This window comes from Janthinobacterium agaricidamnosum (assembly GCF_003667705.1).
Classification (GTDB): Bacteria; Pseudomonadota; Gammaproteobacteria; order Burkholderiales; family Burkholderiaceae_D; genus Janthinobacterium.
The window spans coordinates 5,005,700-5,021,129 of record NZ_CP033019.1; the positions used below are offsets into that span (position 1 = coordinate 5,005,700).

Consider the following 15,430-nt stretch of genomic DNA (forward strand, 5'->3'; position numbering starts at 1 on the left):
CTGTCAGAACGGCAGCACGGCATCAGGCTTGGCGGCCAGGATCACGCTCTTGAACTGTCCCTGGATGCGCGCCAGGGCTGCCGGCGTTTCCGCTTCGAAGCGCATGACGATCACTGGCGTGGTGTTCGACGAGCGGGCCAGGCCGAAGCCGTCCGCGTATTCCACGCGCAAGCCGTCGATGGTGATGATCTGTTCATTGCCGGGGAAGACGGCGTCGCGGCGCAGCATGTCCATCAGCGCGACGTTCTCGCCCTCCTTCAGCTCCAGGTGCAGTTCCGGCGTGCTGTCGGACTGCGGCAGGGAATTCAGCAAAGCCGACGGATCCGCTTCGCGCGTGAGGATTTCGAGCAGGCGCGCGGCCGAATACATGCCGTCGTCGAAACCGTACCAGCGGTCCTTGAAGAAGATATGGCCGCTCATTTCGCCGCCCAGCGGCGCACCCGTTTCGCGCAGCTTGGCTTTTACCAGCGAGTGGCCCGTCTTGTACATCAGCGGTACGCCGCCATGCTTGCTGATCCACGGCGCCAGGTGGCGCGTGCATTTCACATCGTACAAAATCTGCGCGCCAGGATGGCGGGTCAGCACGTCGGCCGCGAACAGCATCATCTGGCGGTCAGGGTAGATGATCTGGCCATCCTTGGTGACCACGCCCAGGCGGTCGCCGTCGCCGTCGAAGGCGATGCCGATTTCGGCATCCGTCTCGGCCAGGCAGCGGATCAGGTCCTGCAGGTTTTCCGGGTGCGCCGGGTCCGGATGGTGGTTCGGGAAGTGGCCGTCGACTTCGCAGAACAGTTCGATGACTTCGCAGCCCATGCCGCGGAACAGGTCCCCCGCGAATGCGCCGGCCACGCCATTGCCGCAGTCGACGGCGATCTTGATCGGGCGCGCCAGCTTGACGTCGCCCAGGATGCGCGCCAGGTAGGCCGTGCGGATATCGTGCGTGGCATAGGAGCCCGGCTTGGCACTGGCGCTGCCGTCGTGCGCGACGATGCTGTGGTACAGCGCCTGGATCGCTTCGCCGTGGATCGCTTCACCGGCCAGCACCATCTTGAAGCCGTTGTAGTCGGGCGGATTGTGGCTGCCCGTGACCATGATGCCGGAGCGCGTGTCGAGCACATTCGTGCCGAAGTAGACCATCGGCGTGGCCACCACGCCCAGGTCGATCACGTCGACGCCCGCCGCTTGCAAGCCCTGCGCCAGCGCCGCCGTCAATTCCGGTCCCGACAGACGGCCATCGCGGCCGATCACGACCCGCTGCTCGCCCTTGGCCAGGGCGGCCTGGCCAAATGCCTGACCGATCTTGTGGGCCACGCCGGCATCGAGGGTTTTAGCGATGATGCCGCGAATATCGTAGGCCTTGAAGATCGTTCTGGACAATGGGAGCATGGTGTGGCCGGTATAAGTAGGGTCAATAAGGTGCCTGGCAAGGTGCAGCGCGCGGCTGGCGGCTTGCCACTACGCCAAGAGTATACCGAATTATACGCGCAGCAGATCGATCGACTTGCCCGATTCCACCCACTGCCTGACCCACAGCGGCTGACGGCCACGGCCTGTCCATTGCTCGGTCGCATTCTCAGGATGGCGGTAACGCACCGCGACTTTGCCCGTGCGCGGGTGCAAGCCATCGAGTATCAGCTGTTTCAGCGGAATGCCGGCTTGCTGCGCGATGGCCATGATCTGTTCGCGCGCCTTGTTCAAGTCTTCGCGCTCGCGGCTGTTCAACTCCTGCTTGACATTATCTTCCAGTTTGCGCAATTCCAGCATCGTCATCGTAGACAGATCCATTGGTACATCCTTTATATTCATTTAAATAATAAAATCACGTGGAATATACTACATTGCATAAATATCTGTGCACCAACGCATAATCCATCATCAATTGAATCACGGCCCTCGATTTATTTGGCGGGCCAACATTAAGATTAAATGAAGAATATACCGGAAGCCCGCATGAAAAATGAATAACCATGAATTAAATGGCATTCCCGCGTGCCTGAACGGCATGCCAGCGGATTATTATTCCTATACGGCAGCGTGATACGGCAGCGTGACATACCGCTGAATCAAATTCCCATGCGGCATAATCGGCGCCCGCGTTTTTCTTCCCGCCGGCCATGCGCGCAATCGCGCACCTGCCAGAAATGCCCCAACGCCAAAGGGCGGGCATGCTTATAATGCAGGCGCGTAGTTCACTTCACCCCGGCACATATGAAAACTTACTTTATCGGCGATCTGCAAGGCTGTCATGCACAAACCGTCGAATTGATCGAACGGATCCAGGCGGCAGCGGGCGGTCCGTACCGCCTGCTGTTCGCGGGCGACTTGATCAATCGCGGCCCGGCCTCGCTGGCCACCCTGCGCCACGTGCACGCCCTGGCGCAGCAAGGCCTGGCCGACAGCGTCCTGGGCAACCATGACTTGCACTTGCTGGCCGTGGCCAACGGCATCCGGCCCGAGCATGCGTCCGACACCCTCGCCGACATCCTCGATGCACCCGACCGCGAGGAGTTGATCGACTGGCTGCGCCAGCGGCCACTGGCACTGGAACACGATGGCCATGTGCTCGTGCATGCAGGCTTGCTGCCGCAATGGAGCGCGGCCCAGGCCCTGTCCCTGAGCGAGGAGGTGTCCGCCATGCTGCGCAGCGACGATTGGGTGGCGTTCCTGCGCACCATGTACGGCAACGAGCCGGCCGCCTGGCGCGACGACCTGCAGGGCGCCGACCGGCTGCGCTGCATCGTCAACGCCATGACGCGGCTGCGCTTTTGCACGCCGGACGGTGTAATGGATTTCAAGATGAAGGAAAGCGGCAGCCCGCCGCCAGGCTCCGGCCTGCTGCCCTGGTTCGACGTGCCGGGCCGGCGCAGCGCCGGCGACACCATCGTCTTCGGCCACTGGTCGGCGCTGGGACTGCTACTAAGGCCGCACCTGATCGGACTCGATAGCGGCTGCGTCTGGGGCGGGAAACTGTCGGCCGTGTGCCTGGAGGACCGCTCGCTGCTGCAAGTCGACTGCCCCGCGTTCCAGCAGCATAGCGGCAAGCAGTAATCACCAAGCTTGGCGCGCATATGCTTAGTCGAAATCGGTCGTTGGCCTTGCCGCGTCTGGCCCGTATGATGGCGCTTTTGCCTTTGCGATCCCATGCATCCTGATACCGACAGACTGGCGCGCTGGCTGCTCGGCAGCCTGGAACTCGACACCGCCGTCCTGCATGTGGGCCAGTACTGCGGCCGCTGGCGCGCTTCCACGGCGGGGCGGGAACTGGGCAGCTTTCACCTGGTGCTCGATGGCCATTGCTACTTGCACCTCGACGGCGCGGCGCCCATTGCGCTCGGCCCGCGCGACGGCGTCTTCCTGCTGCGCGACTTGCCGCACTTCCCCAGTCCCCACAGCGATCCGCTGCAGGCGGTGAGCGCGCAAGCGATGCTGCCGCTGCAAACGCCCACGCAGCAGCCGGCGACGGCGCTGGCCTGCGGCTTCTTTCAATTTCGCGGCGCCCTCTCCGCGCTGATCGTCGACTCGTTCCCGCCGTATCTGCTGATACGCGGCGACGCGCCCGCCTTCAGCGCCGCCGCCGCGCTGTTCGACCTGATCCTCGCCGAAGCAGGCGGCGATCCGGAGCAACCGTCGCCGCTCATCGCGCGCCTGGTCGAGCTGCTGTTCTTTTACCTGATCCGCCATGTGGCGCAGGGCGAGCAGGTGGCGGCCGGCCTGCTGTCGCTGCTGCACCAGCCCGCATTTTCGCCACTGCTCGAACGCATGCTCGACGCCCCTGCCGACGACTGGTCGATCGAGAACATGGCCAAGGCAGCGTGCATGTCGCGCGCCAGCTTCTGCAAGCATTTCGCCAGCGCCAGCGGCCACTCGCCGGCCCAGTTCCTGCTCCTGCTGCGCATGAAGATCGCCGCGCGGCGTCTGCACGACGGCGTCTCCGTCGAACGCGCCGCCGAACTGGTGGGCTACCGCTCGCACGCCGCCTTTACGCGCGCCTTCAAGCGGGTCACGGGCGAGCAGCCGGGCGCCTACCGGCGCGACCAGCGATTGCGCCAGCTGGCCAGCTAAGAGCCTGCCGGAATCAAGGATCACACAATCGCAGACGAACGAGCACAAAAGGACGACGCTGACGTCTGTTGCGTGCACGGCATGGCCGATATAATGACCGGGTGACTTACTAACTTAGCAAGGTACCCCATGTCCCGTCTGACGCTGCACACTCTCGATACCGCCCCGGCCGACAGCCGCCCCTTCGTGGAAAAGGCCATCGCCAACAATGGCTTCCTGCCCAATCTGATCGGCGTGCTGGCCAATGCCCCGCTGGCACTGGAAACCTATCTGACCGTCTCCGGCATCAATGCGCGCGCCAGCCTGACCCTGATGGAGCGCGAAGTGGTGCAGATCACGGCCGCGCGCATCCATGGCTGCGATTTCTGCATCGCCGGCCATAGCGCCATCTCGCTGAAAAAAGCGGGCCAGACACCGGACACGGTGCGCGCCCTGCAGCACGGCCAGCCGACGGGCGATACGAAGCTCGACGCCGTCGCCGCCTTCGCCACGGCCGTCATCGCCACGCGCGGCGCCGTCAGCGACGCCGAATATCAAGCCTTCCTGGCCGCCGGCTACAACGAACAGCAGGCGCTCGAAGTCGTGCTGGGCATCAGCCTGGCCACCCTGTGCAATTTCTCCAACAGCCTGGCCGGCACGCCCGTCAATCCGCAATTGACGCCCTACCTGCCTGGCGCCGTCTGACATGGCGAACCTCACTCACTGGCTGCACATGCATGCCGACCAGCTCGACCAATCGCCGGAGCTGGCTGAAACCGTATTGCCGGCATTGGCCGGCGACAAGCTGCTGGCCATCGGCGTGCCGCAGGAACACGGCGGCGCGGGCGGCGACGTGCGCGACGCCATCGACGCCATCGCCAAGGTGGCCGGGCAATCGGTGACGGCAGCCTTTGTCTTCTGGGGCCAGCGCTGCTTTATCGAATTCCTGCTGCAAAGCGAGAACCGCGCACTGGCCGAGCGCCGTTTGCCCGGCCTGCTGGCCGGCACGCAGGCAGGCGCCAGCGGTTTGTCGAACGCGATGAAATTCTTGTCCGGCATCGAGCAGCTGCAAATCACGGGCGCGCGCCACGATGACGGCTTGCTCGTCAACGGCGGCCTGGCCTGGGTGACCAACTTGCGCAAGGCCGGCTTTGTCGCGGCAGCCGCCGTGGCGCCCGACGACGGCGCGCCGCCCGTCATCGTCGCCTTCGACAGCGGCACGGCGGGCGTCAAGCGCAGCGATGACCTGGACCTGATTGCCCTGCGCGGCAGCAATACGGCTTCCGTCAAGCTGGCGCAGGTGCACATCCCCGCCGCGGACATCATCAGCGACAACGCGCCGGCCTGGCTGCCGCAGGTGCGCCCATCGTTCCTCGGCATGCAGTGCGGCCTGTCGATCGGCCTGGCGCGCGCCAGCCTGGCAAAGGCGGCGCAAATCTCGGCCGGCTCGCGCAACCAGCTCACGCCACGCATCGAAGCGCTGCAAGCGACACTGGAAAGCGCCGTCGCCACCTTGCTGGCCGGCGTGCACGACGGCCGCTTCAAGACGCAGGCGCCGGCCATGTTCCGCCTGCGCATACAGCTGGCCGACGTGCTGCAGCAGGCGCTGATGCTGGAACTGCAAGCCATGGGCGGGCGCGCCTACCTGAACGCCGAACAGCAGGGCTTTGCCCGCCGCTGGCGCGAATCGTCGTTCATCCCCATCGTCACCCCCAGCCTGACGCAGTTGCAATCGGCCTTGCAGCTGTTCGACAGCCAGCAGGCGGCAGCGGGAGCCCCGGCATGAGCGTTGCTGATTGGGCCTTGCAGGCGCAGGACCTGAGCTTTTCCTATGCGGGCAGCACGCCCGTGTTCCAGCACGTCTCGCTGGGTGTGCGCAAGCGCGAGATCGTCTGCCTGCTGGGCGGCAGCGGCTGCGGCAAATCGAGCCTGCTGCGCGTGCTGGCCGGCCTGCAGCCGCCATCGACGGGCGCCATTCAATTCCTGGACGCGCCCATGCGCGAACCGGACCCGCGCAGCGCCCTCGTGTTTCAGCAGGCGAGCCTTTTGCCCTGGCTGAACGTCACGGGCAACGCGGGTTTCGGCCTGGATTTCAAGCACCAGCCGCAGCTCACGCGCGCAGCGCACGAGGCGCGCGTGGCGCAAGCCATCGAAGCGGTGGGCCTGAAGGGCCGCGAAAAACTGTATCCGTCCGCGCTGTCGGGCGGCATGGCGCAGCGCGTGGCGCTGGCCCGCGCGCTGGCGCGCGAACCGGAACTGCTGTTCGCCGACGAACCGTTTTCCGCGCTCGACGCCATTACCCGCGCCGAGATGCAGTCGCTGCTGGTCGACGTGGTGCACCGCTGGCACACGGCCGTGCTGCTGGTCACGCACGACATCGACGAAGCCATCCTCGTCGCCGACCGCATCCTGCTCATGGGCGGCAAGCCGGGCAACATCGTGCGCGAATGGCCCGTCGCCATCGACCAGCCGCGCATCGGCCACAGCGCCGACGTGATCGCCCTCAAGATGGACATCCTCGACGCCCTGCAAGCGCTGCAACAGCAAGATCAGGCCCACGCCGCCCACTAATGCACTTTACTGGAACCTTCATGTCCCTCCCACACGATAACAAACCCCTGCATATCTGCGCCTCCTCCGATTGCGACTGCGGCCTGACGCGGCGCGACTTCCTGCGCATGTCGGCCCTGGCCACGGCCAGCGTCGCCTCGCCGCTGCTGTTCGCCGGCGACGCCATGGCCCAGCAAGGCCCGAAAGGCGATGACCAGCCCGTAAAAATCGGCTACCTGCCGATCACCGACGCCACCCCGCTGCTCGTCGCCCACGCGCGCAAGCTATTCGAGGCGGAAGGCTTGCAGGCGGAAACGCCGCGCCTGTTCCGCAGCTGGGCGCAGATCATCGAAGCGTTCGTCGCCGGCCAGGTCAACGTCATCCACCTGCTGTCGCCGGCCACCCTGTGGGTGCGCTACGGCGCCAAGTTCCCCGCGAAAGTCGTCGCCTGGAACCACGTCAACGGCTCCGCGCTGACCGTGGCCAACGAGATCAACAAGGTCTCCGACCTGGGTGGACGCACGGTCGCGATTCCATTCTGGTACTCGATCCACAACATCCTGCTGCAGCAGATCCTGTCCTCGAATGGCCTGACGCCGGTCACGCGCGCGCGCAACGCGGCCATCAAGCCGAATGAAGTCAACCTGATCGTGCTGGCGCCGGCCGAAATGGTCTCGGCCCTGGCCAGCAAGTCGATTGCCGGCTACATCGTGGCCGAGCCTTTCAATGCGGCGGCGGAAAACGCCGGCATCGGCAAGATCCTTCGCTTCTCGGGCGACGTGTGGAAAAACCATGCGTGCTGCGTCACCTTCCTGTCCGAGCGCGACATCAACACGCGCCCGGAATGGGCGCAAAAGGTCACCAACGCCATCGTCAAGGCGCAGTTGTGGACGCGTTCGAACCAGGTCGATACGGCCAAGCTGCTGTCGAACGTGGGCGAGCACCGCTACACGCCCCATCCGCTGCAGGTGCTGACGAAGGTGCTGGCCACCACCGATTACGCCGGCTATGAAAAGCAGGGCCTGATCGTGCACAAGAACTGGCAGCAGCGCCGCATCGACTTCCAGCCCTATCCATTCGCCTCGTACACGGAAGAACTGGTGCGCGCCATCGGCCGCACCAAGGTGGAGGGCGATACGCGCTTCCTGGCGAATCTCGATCCGAAATTCGCCGCGCGCGACCTGGTCGATGACCGTTTTGTGCGCAAGGCCATCACGGCAGTCGGCGGCCCGGCCGCCTTCGGCTTGCCGGCCAACCTGCTGCGCAGCGAAACCGTGGCGGTCTGACGATGGCAAGCAAGTTGTTCACGAAGTTCGGCCTGCCCCTGGTGGGGCTGGCCTGTGCCTTGCTGCTGTGGTCCATGGGTGTGACGGCACTGGAGAAATCCACGCCGATCGCCACCGCCTTCGCGCCCTTGCCCACGGCGCTGGCGTTCAGGGAGATGCTCGGTGGTTCCGATATCTGGCTGCACGTGGTCTTGAGTCTGCAAAGGGTGGCCGTGGGCCTGGGGCTGGCCATCGTCATCGGCGTGCCTCTGGGCGTGCTGGTGGCCATGTCGAAGAGCTTTTCCGGCGCGGCCATGCCGCTGTTCCAGCTGCTGCGCATGATTTCGCCGCTGTCGTGGATGCCGATCGCCGTGATGGTGCTCGGCGTCGGCGACGCGCCCGTATACTTCCTGCTGGCGTTCGCGGCCGTCTGGCCGATTTTGCTCAATACGGCGGCCGGCGTGGCGCGGCTCGACCCGAACTGGCTGCTGCTGGCGCGCAGCCTGTCGGCCACGCGCAGCGAGATCGTCTTCAAGGTGATTTTGCCGGGCATCACGGCCGATATCCTGACGGGCGTGCGGCTGGCCATCGGCATCATCTGGATCGTGCTGGTGCCGGCGGAAATGCTGGGCGTATCGGCCGGCCTCGGCTACTTCATCCTCGACACGCGCGACCGCCTCGCGTATTCGGAGCTGATGGCCGCCATCGTGCTGATCGGGATGTTAGGCTTCATCCTCGACTACCTGGCCCGCGCCGCGCATGCGCGCTGGCTGCACGTAAAAAACTAGGCCGCCTTCTCCAGCGGCAGCACAGCGGCCACCGCCGCCTGCGTTGCCGCCGCCAGTTCGCGCCGGTGCGCGTCGGCCGTCGCCACTGGCGCCAGACAGGTCAGGCGCGCTGTGATCGGCGGGCCGCTCAGGATCGCCACCATGCTTTGCGCAAAGCTCATGTCGCCGATGAAGTCGACGGCGTGGTGCAGCGCCCCCTTGTCATCCACATACACGAGCGCGAACGGCTGCACCGGCACTTGCGCGTCGATGGCCGCCTCGAACAGGTTGGCGTGAAACGGCAAGATCTGCCCTTGCGCGGCGGTCGTGCCTTCGGGGAAAAACGCAATGCGTTCGCCCGCCGTCAATTTGTCCACCAGGCCCTGGAAGATCAGGCGCAGGTCGCGCTTGCTGCCGCGCGAAATGAAGATGGTGCCGGCGCGCCCCGCCAGCCAGCCGAGGATAGGCCAGGCGCGGATTTCCGCCTTGGCGACGAAACGGCAAGGGTGGACGGCATTGATGACGAAGATGTCGAGCCACGAGACGTGGTTCGCCACCATCATCGCATGGTCGAGTGCCGGCACGCTGTCTGCCGGCTGCGCCACGTGCACGCCGCAGATGTCGAGCAGCTGCGTCGACCAGCGGCGGATGCGCCGGTTGCGCCCTTCCAGGTCCAGCCAGGGAAAGAGCACGGCGCTCTTGGCCATGCCGCAGCTCAGGTGAATGGCGATGCGCGCGAGGCGGTAGGTAAGCAGAAGTTTCAAATGACACCAAGGTTGGAAGCAAAGCCATGCAGCTGCGTAGGTCGACTTGGCAGCGCCCGCGAGGCGCTGCGTAAGCCGACAGGAGCCGCCATGGACTTGTCGGATTACGCGTACCGCTAATCCGACCTACGGCTCCGATACAAAAAATTAGCGCTGAAACGCCACCTGTCCGGCAACGATGGTCGCCTTGACGATGCCGCTCAGCTCATAGCCGAGGAAAGGCGTGTGCTTGCCCTGGCTGGCCAGCGACGCCGACGACACGGTCCAGCGCGCGGCGGGATCGAAGACGCAGATGTCGGCCGCTTCGCCCACGGCCAGGCTGCCGGCCGGGATGCCGGCGACACGCGCCGCATCGGACGTGACCTTGGCCACGGCGCGCGCCAGCGGACGCGCGCCCGTTTGCGGCTGGTTCAAGGCGTAGTCGTCGGCCCATTTCAGGGCCAGCGACAGCAGCAGTTCCAGGCCCGTGGCGCCGGGCGACGCTTCGCCGAACGGCAGCAGTTTTTCATCGTCATCGACGGGCGTGTGGTCCGAGCACATGGCGTCGACCGTGCCGTCAAGCAGGCCGGCGCGGATCGCATCGCGGTCGCGCTGGCTGCGGAACGGCGGCGTGACGCGCGCGTTCGGGTCGAAGAAGCCGATGTCGGCGTCCGTCAGGTGCACATGGTGCACGCCGACGTCGCAGGTGACGGGCAAGCCTTCGGCCTTGGCGGCGCGGATCAGTTCCAGGCCCGCCGCCGACGAGATGCGGCACAGGTGCACGCGCGCGCGGCTGGCGCGCATCAATTCGAAAATCGTGTGCAGGGCGATGGTTTCGGACATCACGGGCACGCCGGACAAGCCCAGGCGCGACGCCAGCGGGCCGCTGTGGGCGATGCCGCCACGGCCGATGTGCGGGTCTTGCGGACGCAACCAGACCGTGTAGCCGAAGGTGTTCGCGTATTGCATGGCGCGCAGCAACACGGTGGTGTCCTCGATCGGCTCTTCCGCCTGCGCGAAGCCGATGCAGCCCGCTTCCGTCAGTTCCGCCATTTCCGTCAGCGACTTGCCCTTCAAGCCCATGGTCAGCGCGCCCAGCGGGTGCACGTGGGCCTTGTTCTGCGTCTTGGCGCGGTATTTCAGCATTTCCACCAGGCCCGGCTCATCGAGCACGGGGTCGGTGTCGGGCGGGCAGACCAGGCTCGTGACGCCGCCTTGCAGGGCCGCCTGCAGTTCCGATTCCAGGGTCGCCTTGTATTCGTAGCCCGGCTCGCGCAGGCGCGCGGACAGGTCGACCAGGCCGGGGGAAACCACCAGGCCGGCCGCGTCAAACGTGGTGTCGGCGGTGAAGCCGGCAGGGGCGCTGCCCACGGCCAGCACTTTGCCGTCGGCGATAAACAGGTCTTGCAAGCCATCGATGCCGTTGGCAGGGTCGATCAGGTGGCCGTTCTTGATATGTAGTGTCGTCATGCTCGCTTACTCGTCCTTGGGCTATCAGCCCTGATTACCAGCCAAAATACTCATCACCGCCATGCGCACGGCGATACCGAAGGTCACCTGCGGCAGGATCACCGCCTGCGGACCGTCGGCCACGGCCGAATCGATTTCCACGCCGCGGTTCATCGGGCCCGGATGCATGACGATGGCATCCGGTTTCGCCAGCGCCAGACGCTCGGGCGTCAAGCCATAGCTCTTGAAATATTCCTGCGCCGACGGCAGCAGCGCGCCGCTCATGCGTTCATTCTGCAGGCGCAGCATGATGATCACGTCCACGCCCTTGAGGCCTTCATCCATGTTGGTGAAGGTGCGCACGCCCATCTGTTCCAGGCCGCCCGGCAGCAGGGTGTGCGGGCCGATGGCGCGCACTTCCGGCACGCCCAGGGTGGTCAGCGCGTGGATGTCGGAACGGGCCACGCGGCTGTGCAAAATGTCGCCCACGATGGCCACCGTCAGGTTCGTGAAATCCTTCTTGTAGTGGCGGATCGTGTACATATCGAGCAAGCCCTGGGTCGGGTGCGCGTGGCGTCCGTCGCCCGCGTTGACCACGTGGACGTGCGGCTGCTTGGTGTCGATCAGGTGCTTGGCGATCAGGTAGGGCGCGCCCGACTGCGCGTGGCGCACGACGAACATGTCGGCATGCATGGCCGACAGGTTGTCGATGGTGTCGAGCAGCGATTCGCCCTTGCTGGCCGACGAGGCCTGGATGTTCAGGTTGATGACGTCGGCCGACAGGCGCTTCGAGGCGATTTCAAAGGTGGTGCGGGTGCGCGTGGAGTTTTCAAAGAACAGGTTGAAAACGCTCTTGCCACGCATCAGCGGCACCTTTTTCACGTCGCGGTCGGAAATGCCGACGAACGAGGAGGCCGTGTCGAGGATATGGTTGACGATAGACTTCGGCAAGCCTTCGATCGTCAGCAGATGTTGCAGTTCGCCGTGTTTATTCAGTTGCGGATTAAGCATGGTTGTTATCTATGGTGAGCGTGAATTTTCCATCGTCGGCTTGCTTCAGGACCAGGGCCTGGCCCGGCGGCACGGCAGTGAAGGCGGCCACGAAATCGGCGGCCACCGGCAGCTGGCGTTCGCCGCGGTCGACCAGGGCCGCCAGCATGATCTTGGCCGGGCGGCCATAGTCGAACAATTCGTTGATGGCCGCGCGCGTGGTGCGGCCCGTGTACAGCACGTCGTCGACCAGCAGGATGGTGGCGCCGGCCACGTCGAAGCTGATTTGCGTCGGCTTGACGTCCGCATGCAAGCCCTTCTGGGCAAAGTCGTCGCGGTAGAAGGACACGTCGAGCACGCCCAGACGGTCGAGCAGATTCAGATCGCGCGCCAGGCGTTCAGCCAGCCAGGCGCCGCCCGAATGGATGCCGACGATGGCCACGTTGGGGATGCCCGTCAGGCCGCTGCGCACCTGCTGCAGCAAATCTGCATACAGGGCCTCGGCGTCGAGTTGGGAAGGATTCGCAGGATGCGGCATAGAGTTCTTAATCATTCAGGGAGGGAGTCTAGGGTCAGATTAATAATTCGCGTCGAAATACTGTTGCAGGATGATGGCGGCGGCGCGGTCATCGATCACTTCGCCGCGCTTGGCGGCGATCACGGCCGAGGAATAGCGCTCGTCGACCAGTTCCACGGGCAGGTTGAAGCGGCCATGCACCTGGTTGGCGAAACGGCGGCAGCGCGCGCTCATCTCGTGTTCCGTGCCATCGGGGTGGCTGGGCAAGCCCACCACGATGCGGCTGGCGCCCCACTCCTTGATCAGGTTATCGATGGCGGCAAACTTCGGCTCGTTCGCCGTGGCCGTGATCACGCTGAGCGGCTTGGCCTGGCAAATCATGGTATTGCCGATGGCCACGCCGATGCGTTTCAAGCCGAAATCGAAGGCAAGGATGGTGTCGATGGCGTTACTCGTCACAGCATTTTTCCATAATAAAGATCAACATAGGTGGTGTCAGAAACCGTAGCGAGCAAGCTCAATGTCGGGTTGAGTAGCGGAGCTGTACGAAGGTACAGCGAGCAACGGATGCCCGAAAGTGGGCTGCGCAGTAGGTTTATGGCATCCACCTCATGCGTGTCCGGCTTCGGATGCCAGCATGAGGGGATCGATACCGAGCAACTTGATGGCCGCCACGTAGCGCTGTTCGATGGGGAAATCGAACAGGATATCGGCCGAGGCGCCTACCGTCAGCCAGCCGTTGCGGCCGATCTCGTCTTCCAGCTGGCCCGGGCTCCAGCCCGAGTAGCCGATCGAGACGAGCATGCGCTCGGGACCATCGCCCTTGGCGACGGCTTCGAGCACGTCGATCGAGGTGGTAAACGCCACTTCATCGGTCACCGTCAGCGACGAGGAATAGCGCGCGCCCGGCGTGTGCAGCACGAAGCCGCGGTCATCCTGCACGGGGCCGCCGAACATGATCGGCTCGTTGATGATGGGCGTGTCGCTGCCAGCCTCGAGTTTCAGGTCGATGCGGTCGAACAGCACTTCCATGGTCATGTCGGTGGGTTTGTTGATGACGACGCCCAGCACGCCGTTTTCATTGTGTTCACACACGTACACGACCGTGCCGCCGAAGATCGGATCTTGCATGGCCGGCATCGCAATCAGGAAATGGTTCGCCAGATTCAGGGTGGAGGAACCGGTCGCGGCCGGCTCTCCCACACCCTGCATCAGACGATGTCCTGGTAGAGTCTGGTCGATTTTACTCTTTTTCATACGCGATGCTCTCTCTGTGGGCTTGCTGGCAAGTCTCGCTTACCCCGCTATCGTACGCCCGGCGCAAGCGGCCGCATATCTTGGGCGGCGCGCACCGTGGTGCCAGGCGTTATTCTTGTTATGTTATAAATTAATGATCAATTCGCTATGCCTGCAGGCGCATTTCAATGCCAATTGTAAAATTGATTGCAAAATCGCTGTCGCACATAAAGTACCGCGAACATACCCGCTAGTTTACACTGAATTGCCGCCGCAGCGACGCCAAAGGCGCGACGCGAGCGGCCATAAAGCCCTGTTGACGGCAAAAAATCGCCTATCTTTGACCTTGAACACGCGAAATAATGACAATTAAGACTTCCCTGGTGTGGTTCCGCCGCGATCTGCGCGCGTTTGACCATGCTGCACTGCATCACGCCCTGCGTCAAAGCCAGGCCGTGCATTGCGTCTTCGTATACGACACCGCCATCCTGGCAGCGCTGCCGCGCCGCGACCGGCGGGTCGACTTCATCCATGCCAGCGTGGCCGAGCTGGCCGCCGAGCTGCGCCAGCTGGGCGGCGACCTGATCGTGCTGCACGCGGACGCGGCCGAGGCGATTCCGCGCCTGGCCGCCGAATTGAACGCCGACGCCGTCTTTGCCAACCACGACTACGAACCGCAGGCGATCGCCCGCGACGCCACGGTGGCCGCCGCGCTCACGCACGACGCGCGCCTGTGGTTCAGCTTCAAGGACCAGGTCATCTTTGAAAAGGACGAGGTGCTGACGCTCTCGGCCAAACCCTACACCGTCTATACGCCGTATAAAAATGCCTGGCTGAAGAAAATGCGCGCCGAACCCGCCTGCCTGGCGCCATTCGCTATCGAGCCGCATGCGGCCAGCCTGGCGCCGCCCCGCGCCGGCACGCCGTCGCCCCTGCCCAGCTTGGGCGAACTGGGGTTCGAGGCCAGCAACCTGGCCGAACTGGCCATCCCCACCGGCATGTCGGGCGCCAGCGCGCTGTTCGAGGATTTTTTGCCGCGCGTGGCCCGCTATGACGTGGCGCGCGATTTTCCCGCCCTGAAGGGACCGTCCTACCTGTCCATGCATTTGCGTTTCGGCACCGTGTCGCTGCGCTATCTGGTGCGCACCGTGGTCGATCTGATGGACCGGGGCGGCGGCGGCGATGGGGCGCCCGTGTGGCTGGCCGAACTGATCTGGCGTGATTTCTACGCCATGATTTTGTACCAGAACCCGCACGTGGAAGGCGGCGCCTTCAAACCGGCCTACGACACCATCGCCTGGGAAACGGGAGCCGAGGCCGATGCCGCCTTTGCCGCCTGGTGCGAGGGGCGCACCGGCTATCCGCTGGTCGACGCGGCCATGGCGCAGCTGAACCAGACGGGCTATATGCACAACCGCCTGCGCATGGTCACGGCCTGCTTTCTGATCAAGGATCTGGGCATCGACTGGCGCCGCGGCGAAGCGTATTTCGCGCTGCATCTGAACGACTTCGACCTGGCCTCGAACAACGGCGGCTGGCAATGGGCATCGTCGTCCGGCTGCGATGCGCAGCCTTACTTCCGCATCTTCAATCCCATCACGCAGTCGGAAAAATTCGACGCCGGCGGACGCTTCATCCGCCGCTACCTGCCGCAGCTGAAGGCGCTGGGCGACAAGGAAATCCACGCGCCCTGGCTGGTGCCGCGCATGCTGCTCGAGCAAAAAAACATCGTGCTGGGACGCGACTATCCGGAACCCATCGTGCAGCACGACGAGGCGCGCAAGGAGACCCTGGAGCGCTATGCCGTGGTGAAGGTGGTGGGGTAAGCAGGTAATTGATTGGCATTGCGGTGATGTCGGGTTACGCTGTCGT

The 15,430-nt window shown here is 64.4% G+C and carries 16 protein-coding genes; 8 read left to right on the forward strand and 8 right to left on the reverse strand.

Going from position 1 to position 15,430, the window contains the following annotated elements:
- Positions 1 to 3 precede the first annotated feature (3 nt).
- Together D9M09_RS22630 and D9M09_RS22635 are read right to left on the reverse strand one after the other, a co-directional pair.
- Positions 4 to 1,386, reverse strand: coding sequence for a phosphomannomutase/phosphoglucomutase (locus D9M09_RS22630; protein ID WP_121670438.1), 1,383 nt, complete (start codon positions 1,384 to 1,386; stop codon positions 4 to 6).
- Positions 1,387 to 1,476: 90 nt separating this feature from the next.
- Positions 1,477 to 1,785, reverse strand: a complete 309-nt coding sequence (locus D9M09_RS22635) for an H-NS family nucleoid-associated regulatory protein (protein WP_070221029.1) — start codon at positions 1,783 to 1,785, stop codon at positions 1,477 to 1,479.
- A gap of 423 nt (positions 1,786 to 2,208) precedes the next feature.
- Here D9M09_RS22635 and D9M09_RS22640 point away from each other — a divergent pair, with 423 nt between their 5' ends.
- The 7 genes from D9M09_RS22640 (at position 2,209) to D9M09_RS22670 (ending at position 8,644) form a co-directional block, all read left to right on the forward strand.
- The gene (locus D9M09_RS22640) at positions 2,209 to 3,048 is read left to right on the forward strand and encodes a symmetrical bis(5'-nucleosyl)-tetraphosphatase (RefSeq protein WP_099410785.1); all 840 of its coding nucleotides are present in this window, start codon (positions 2,209 to 2,211) and stop codon (positions 3,046 to 3,048) included.
- Between the two features lie 93 nt (positions 3,049 to 3,141).
- On the forward strand, positions 3,142 to 4,062 hold the full coding sequence (locus D9M09_RS22645; RefSeq protein WP_121670439.1) for an AraC family transcriptional regulator: 921 nt from the start codon (positions 3,142 to 3,144) through the stop codon (positions 4,060 to 4,062).
- Between the two features lie 129 nt (positions 4,063 to 4,191).
- Positions 4,192 to 4,746, forward strand: a complete 555-nt coding sequence (locus D9M09_RS22650; RefSeq protein WP_070222110.1) for a carboxymuconolactone decarboxylase family protein — start codon at positions 4,192 to 4,194, stop codon at positions 4,744 to 4,746.
- A 1-nt stretch (position 4,747) separates the two neighbouring features.
- Positions 4,748 to 5,827: an acyl-CoA dehydrogenase family protein gene (locus D9M09_RS22655; protein WP_070290472.1), complete on the forward strand. Its 1,080-nt coding sequence runs from the start codon at positions 4,748 to 4,750 to the stop codon at positions 5,825 to 5,827.
- Positions 5,824 to 6,612: an ABC transporter ATP-binding protein gene (locus D9M09_RS22660; RefSeq protein ID WP_070310174.1), complete on the forward strand. Its 789-nt coding sequence runs from the start codon at positions 5,824 to 5,826 to the stop codon at positions 6,610 to 6,612. The genes D9M09_RS22655 and D9M09_RS22660 overlap by 4 nt, the downstream gene beginning before the upstream one ends.
- 20 nt (positions 6,613 to 6,632) lie before the next feature.
- Positions 6,633 to 7,877 (forward strand): ABC transporter substrate-binding protein, encoded by a 1,245-nt coding sequence (locus tag D9M09_RS22665; protein ID WP_070222116.1) that lies wholly within the window; start codon positions 6,633 to 6,635, stop codon positions 7,875 to 7,877.
- A 2-nt stretch (positions 7,878 to 7,879) separates the two neighbouring features.
- On the forward strand, positions 7,880 to 8,644 hold the full coding sequence (locus tag D9M09_RS22670; protein WP_070222119.1) for an ABC transporter permease: 765 nt from the start codon (positions 7,880 to 7,882) through the stop codon (positions 8,642 to 8,644).
- Here D9M09_RS22670 and D9M09_RS22675 read toward each other — a convergent pair.
- The 6 genes from D9M09_RS22675 to D9M09_RS22700 all read right to left on the reverse strand — a co-directional run bounded on the left by D9M09_RS22675 (position 8,641) and on the right by D9M09_RS22700 (position 13,534).
- Positions 8,641 to 9,387 carry a lysophospholipid acyltransferase family protein gene (locus tag D9M09_RS22675; protein WP_121670440.1) on the reverse strand — a complete coding sequence of 249 codons (747 nt, stop codon included), beginning with the start codon at positions 9,385 to 9,387 and terminating at the stop codon, positions 8,641 to 8,643. The genes D9M09_RS22670 and D9M09_RS22675 overlap by 4 nt on opposite strands.
- A 147-nt stretch (positions 9,388 to 9,534) precedes the next feature.
- On the reverse strand, positions 9,535 to 10,836 hold the full coding sequence (locus D9M09_RS22680; RefSeq protein ID WP_121670441.1) for a dihydroorotase: 1,302 nt from the start codon (positions 10,834 to 10,836) through the stop codon (positions 9,535 to 9,537).
- Positions 10,837 to 10,860: 24 nt separating this feature from the next.
- Entirely contained in the window at positions 10,861 to 11,826 is a 966-nt protein-coding gene (locus tag D9M09_RS22685) for an aspartate carbamoyltransferase catalytic subunit (protein ID WP_034746695.1), read from the reverse strand.
- On the reverse strand, positions 11,819 to 12,343 hold the full coding sequence (gene pyrR / locus D9M09_RS22690) for a bifunctional pyr operon transcriptional regulator/uracil phosphoribosyltransferase PyrR (protein ID WP_121670442.1): 525 nt from the start codon (positions 12,341 to 12,343) through the stop codon (positions 11,819 to 11,821). Before pyrR ends, D9M09_RS22685 begins: the two co-directional genes overlap by 8 nt.
- 39 nt (positions 12,344 to 12,382) lie before the next feature.
- Entirely contained in the window at positions 12,383 to 12,766 is a 384-nt protein-coding gene (gene ruvX, locus D9M09_RS22695; protein WP_070222165.1) for a Holliday junction resolvase RuvX, read from the reverse strand.
- A gap of 165 nt (positions 12,767 to 12,931) precedes the next feature.
- A complete protein-coding gene (locus tag D9M09_RS22700; RefSeq protein WP_070222127.1) occupies positions 12,932 to 13,534 on the reverse strand; it encodes a YqgE/AlgH family protein in 603 nt (200 codons plus the stop codon).
- Between the two features lie 386 nt (positions 13,535 to 13,920).
- Here D9M09_RS22700 and D9M09_RS22705 point away from each other — a divergent pair, with 386 nt between their 5' ends.
- On the forward strand, positions 13,921 to 15,384 hold the full coding sequence (locus D9M09_RS22705) for a cryptochrome/photolyase family protein (RefSeq protein WP_121670443.1): 1,464 nt from the start codon (positions 13,921 to 13,923) through the stop codon (positions 15,382 to 15,384).
- The last annotated feature ends 46 nt before the right edge of the window (positions 15,385 to 15,430 follow it).

What these genes read in the sequence shown, in the direction of transcription:
- D9M09_RS22630 (WP_121670438.1), bottom strand. Translation starts at nt 1,386, where the DNA reads ATGCTCCCATTGTCCAGAACGATCTTCAAGGCCTACGATATTCGCGGC.
- D9M09_RS22635 (WP_070221029.1), bottom strand. Translation starts at nt 1,785, where the DNA reads ATGGATCTGTCTACGATGACGATGCTGGAATTGCGCAAACTGGAAGAT.
- D9M09_RS22640 (WP_099410785.1), top strand. Translation starts at nt 2,209, where the DNA reads ATGAAAACTTACTTTATCGGCGATCTGCAAGGCTGTCATGCACAAACC.
- D9M09_RS22645 (WP_121670439.1), top strand. Translation starts at nt 3,142, where the DNA reads ATGCATCCTGATACCGACAGACTGGCGCGCTGGCTGCTCGGCAGCCTG.
- D9M09_RS22650 (WP_070222110.1), top strand. Translation starts at nt 4,192, where the DNA reads ATGTCCCGTCTGACGCTGCACACTCTCGATACCGCCCCGGCCGACAGC.
- D9M09_RS22655 (WP_070290472.1), top strand. Translation starts at nt 4,748, where the DNA reads ATGGCGAACCTCACTCACTGGCTGCACATGCATGCCGACCAGCTCGAC.
- D9M09_RS22660 (WP_070310174.1), top strand. Translation starts at nt 5,824, where the DNA reads ATGAGCGTTGCTGATTGGGCCTTGCAGGCGCAGGACCTGAGCTTTTCC.
- D9M09_RS22665 (WP_070222116.1), top strand. Translation starts at nt 6,633, where the DNA reads ATGTCCCTCCCACACGATAACAAACCCCTGCATATCTGCGCCTCCTCC.
- D9M09_RS22670 (WP_070222119.1), top strand. Translation starts at nt 7,880, where the DNA reads ATGGCAAGCAAGTTGTTCACGAAGTTCGGCCTGCCCCTGGTGGGGCTG.
- D9M09_RS22680 (WP_121670441.1), bottom strand. Translation starts at nt 10,836, where the DNA reads ATGACGACACTACATATCAAGAACGGCCACCTGATCGACCCTGCCAAC.
- D9M09_RS22685 (WP_034746695.1), bottom strand. Translation starts at nt 11,826, where the DNA reads ATGCTTAATCCGCAACTGAATAAACACGGCGAACTGCAACATCTGCTG.
- pyrR (WP_121670442.1), bottom strand. Translation starts at nt 12,343, where the DNA reads ATGCCGCATCCTGCGAATCCTTCCCAACTCGACGCCGAGGCCCTGTAT.
- D9M09_RS22700 (WP_070222127.1), bottom strand. Translation starts at nt 13,534, where the DNA reads ATGCAGGGTGTGGGAGAGCCGGCCGCGACCGGTTCCTCCACCCTGAAT.
- D9M09_RS22705 (WP_121670443.1), top strand. Translation starts at nt 13,921, where the DNA reads ATGACAATTAAGACTTCCCTGGTGTGGTTCCGCCGCGATCTGCGCGCG.